The sequence below is a fragment of the Mesorhizobium sp. P3_A9 genome (assembly GCF_056402975.1).
In genome coordinates this window covers 1-3,441 of the sequence record NZ_JBFUGJ010000490.1, presented here as the reverse complement: position 1 = coordinate 3,441, position 3,441 = coordinate 1, and the positions used below count along the sequence as shown (strand labels likewise).

6 protein-coding genes are annotated in these 3,441 nt (G+C 62.4%); 1 reads left to right on the top strand and 5 read right to left on the bottom strand.

Annotated features, from left to right (window positions below; translation table 11 throughout):
* Positions 1–184: 184 nt before the first annotated feature.
* The gene (locus AC1DX0_RS33130) at positions 185–373 is read left to right on the top strand and encodes a hypothetical protein (protein WP_477358582.1); all 189 of its coding nucleotides are present in this window, start codon (positions 185–187) and stop codon (positions 371–373) included.
* 84 nt (positions 374–457) lie between these two features.
* On the opposite strand, the gene AC1DX0_RS33125 is transcribed toward AC1DX0_RS33130, so the two are convergent.
* The 5 genes from AC1DX0_RS33125 to AC1DX0_RS33105 all read right to left on the bottom strand — a co-directional run.
* Complete coding sequence (locus AC1DX0_RS33125; protein ID WP_477219016.1) at positions 458–781, bottom strand: low molecular weight protein tyrosine phosphatase family protein; 324 nt, start codon at positions 779–781, stop codon at positions 458–460.
* A gap of 42 nt (positions 782–823) precedes the next feature.
* On the bottom strand, positions 824–1,147 hold the full coding sequence (locus AC1DX0_RS33120; protein ID WP_477219017.1) for a hypothetical protein: 324 nt from the start codon (positions 1,145–1,147) through the stop codon (positions 824–826).
* Positions 1,148–1,228: 81 nt separating this feature from the next.
* Positions 1,229–2,392 carry a radical SAM family heme chaperone HemW gene (gene hemW, locus AC1DX0_RS33115; RefSeq protein WP_477219018.1) on the bottom strand — a complete coding sequence of 388 codons (1,164 nt, stop codon included), beginning with the start codon at positions 2,390–2,392 and terminating at the stop codon, positions 1,229–1,231.
* Complete coding sequence (gene rdgB / locus AC1DX0_RS33110; RefSeq protein ID WP_477219019.1) at positions 2,389–3,036, bottom strand: RdgB/HAM1 family non-canonical purine NTP pyrophosphatase; 648 nt, start codon at positions 3,034–3,036, stop codon at positions 2,389–2,391. The genes hemW and rdgB overlap by 4 nt, the downstream gene beginning before the upstream one ends.
* Positions 3,036–3,441: VOC family protein (locus AC1DX0_RS33105; protein WP_477358580.1), on the bottom strand; the 406-nt coding region annotated here is incomplete at its 5' end. The genes AC1DX0_RS33105 and rdgB, both read right to left, overlap by 1 nt.

Here is a 3,441-nt window from a genome sequence, read left to right as displayed (position 1 = left end):
CTTAAGATACAGGATGCTTTCGAGCCTTACTATGCCGGCCGCAAGCGCTTTGCCGCCGCCAGGGACAAGCGCCTGCCAGCCAAGACCGACACCAGCCTCACCAAGCAGGCGAAAACCGCCTTGCCGACGAATGTCAGGCTTTCCGACAACGAACCCGACAGCACGACGGAGCACTGACCGGACGATGCCCAATCGCTTCGATATATTCATCACCCGTCTTGAAACAAAGAGCGCCAGAGACGGCGTGCCCCCGCATCCTATGAACGACCAGCACAGCGTTCGCCGCGAAARGGCCGACGCCAAACCGGCCCGGAACGGAACGGCGCATGCCGAGAAGGATCGCGGCAAGCGCCGTTTCAAGCACGACGCCTGACCATAGCGCCCGCCGCGATTGCTCTCGTTTCGTCATCCTGAGCGAAACGACGCGGCGCAGACCCGAGGATGACGAAGGTCTGGTTCAGCCCAGATACCGTGAAACACGCGCCTTCAGAAGCTCAATCAGCTCCAAATCCATGAATTCGTAATCGTCCGGTATGTCGAGACAGATGACGCGGGCCTTTTTCAAGCTCGTCTTGAATTTCTTCTGCAGCTTGGTGCGGTGCGCCTTTTCCATGACGAAGATGATGTCGGCCCACTCCACCAACTCATGCGTCAGCGGCGTGTCGGCATCATGGTTTGTCCCGGCCGACGCAACCTCGATATCCCGGCGCGTGGAAAACACCTGCTCCGCGGTCGGGCTGCGCAAACGGTTCTGACTGCAGACGAAGAGGACGTTTTTCACCAGCTCGTGGCTTCCTGGTTCAGCGACCTTGCGGCTTCGGCACTACTCATCGAACATTTCGCGTATCGACTTGGTCAGCGGTATGTACTGGTCAAGCGTCAACCCGTAGAGTTCAAACTCCACCGCGTGCTCGCGCGGCAGTGCCCTCAGATTTATGCCGACATAAGCAAGAAAATTCCGAATTACATCGAACTCAGTCATGCCTGAGGGCTTGTGTCTCGATATAATTTTCTGATTTTTGATAATTACTGCATCGGCTTGATAAAAATCCTCGTCGGCCTGTGGCTTCGAAATTTCGGTCAATCCAAACTCGAAGACATCATCCGTGTTCACCGTGCGCAACGTCTCATGGATCAGATACTTCATGGCGCACCCACATCGGAAACAGCGTAATGGTTTTCAGCCAAGCCCACAGTGTCTTTGCCTGAGCAGAAACTACCTTTTGGCCTAGCGCGCCAGGTCCGCGACCACGGCGTCGAGCACGATCATGCCGGCCGGCGTGGCGCGCAGCCGCGCATTGCCGATCGGCGCCACCAGCCCCTCGCCCTGCAGCACCGACAGCCGCGCGCTCGACAGGCCGCGGCCGGAAAACGCCTCGTAGCGCGAGAGGTCGATGCCTTCGGCCAGACGCAGCCCCATCAGCAGGAAYTCGTCGGCCTCTTCCGAGCGGGTCAGGATTTCACCACCGGTGACGCCATGGCCCTTGGCCTCGACGAGATTGGCCCAGGTTTCCGGCATCCGCTCGGCGATCGTCACCGTGCGGCGGCCATGCTCGACGAAGCGGCCATGCGCGCCGGGGCCGACGCCGACATATTCGCCATAGCGCCAGTAGGTCAGATTGTGCCGGCTCTCCGCACCCGGCCTGGCATGGTTGGAAATCTCATAGGCCGGCAGGCCATGCGCCGTGGTGATCTCCTGCGTCAGCGCATAGAGGTCGGCGGCGTGGTCGTTGTCGGGGATGATGAATTTCTTCGCCGCATGCAGCGCGTGGAACGGGGTGCCTTCCTCGATGGTCAGCTGGTAGAGCGACAGATGGTCGGCGGCATGGCTGATCGCCTGTTCGAGCTCGGCCTGCCAGTCTTCCGGCGTCTGGCCGGGGCGGGCATAGATCAGGTCGAAGGACAGGCGCGGAAAGATCTCTCGGGCCAGGCCGATGGCGTGCAGCGCTTCGTCGACATTGTGCAGCCGGCCGAGGAAGCGCAAATCCTTGTCGTTCAGCGCCTGCACGCCGAGCGAGACGCGATTGACGCCCGCCGCCCGGTAGCCGCGAAACCGTTCGGCCTCGACCGAGGACGGGTTGGCCTCCAGCGTCACCTCGATACCGTCAGGCACCGTCCAGTTCTTCGCCACGGCGTCCAGCACCCTGGCCACGGTTTCGGGCTTCATCAGCGACGGCGTGCCGCCGCCGAGGAAAATGCTGGTCACGTCGCGCGGCCCGGTGCGCTGGCGCATCGTCGCCAGTTCCGCCTCGAAGGCGGCGGCAAAGCGCTCCTGGTCGACCGGCTGGTGGCGGACATGGCTGTTGAAGTCGCAGTAAGGGCACTTGGCCGCGCAGAACGGCCAATGGATGTAGACGCCGAAGCCGGGCGTCCGGTCGAGCAGCATGCTCATGCCTCTCCCAATCTCGCTTTGGCGAATTTCTGGAAGGCGCGGGCGCGGTGCGACAGCGCTGTCGCCTGGCCGGGTTTCCAGCCGTGCTTTTCCTCGGCGCTCATCTCGCCAAACGTTTTTTCGAAACCATCGGGCAAAAACACCGGATCGTAGCCGAAGCCGAGCTCGCCACGCGGCGGCCAGACCAACGTGCCTTCGGCCTCGCCGCGATAATATTCAGCCTCGCCATCGGGGAAGGCGAGGCAGATGACGGCGACAAAGCGGCCCTTGCGCTGTTCGGCCGAGGCGGCGCCGACTTCCTGCAAGGCCACTTCGGTGCGCTGCATGGCCATGGCGAAATCGCGCGAACCGTCCGGGGTTTCGGCCCAGTTGGCGGTGTAGACGCCGGGGGCGCCGTCGAGCGCGTCGACGCAAAGGCCGGAATCGTCCGACAGCGCCGGCAGGCCGGTCGCCTGTGCGGCGGCCAGCGCCTTGATGTAGCCGTTTTCCTCGAAGGTGGTGCCGGTTTCGTCCGGCTCCGGCAGGCCATAGTCCTTGGCCGATTTGGCCTCGAAGCCGAACGGCCCCATCAAATCGGCGAATTCGCGCAGCTTGCCGGCATTGTGGCTGGCAACGACGATCTTCCTGCCATCAAGAGTATGCATCAAAGGCCCCAGATTCTCGGCTCGGCGAACTCGATCGAATTGCCCGAGGGGTCGCGTATATAGATCGAACGGCCGCCTTGCGGCCATCCGAATTCGCTTTCGATGGCGATTCTTTTCGCCGCCAGATGCGCTTTCCAGCCGGCGATTTCGTCGGCGGTTGCCGCAAAGCAGAGATGACCTTCGCCGACCGTGCCATGCGGCGGCACCGGTAGCCGGGCATCAGGTGCGGGCGGCACTTTCGTCGCCTCGGCGTTGAAGACGAGCAACACGCCGGGGCCACAGCGAAAGAAGAGATGGCGGCCTTCGACCTTGCCGAGGAGGGGGAGGCCGAGGATGTCGGTGTAGAAGGCTTCAGCGGCTGGCAAATCGGTGACGTAGAGAGCGGATTCAAGAATGGCGGAGGGG

Coding starts and splice junctions, on each gene's coding strand:
- AC1DX0_RS33120 (WP_477219017.1), bottom strand. CDS start 1,147: ATGAAGTATCTGATCCATGAGACGTTGCGCACGGTGAACACGGATGAT.
- rdgB (WP_477219019.1), bottom strand. CDS start 3,036: ATGCATACTCTTGATGGCAGGAAGATCGTCGTTGCCAGCCACAATGCC.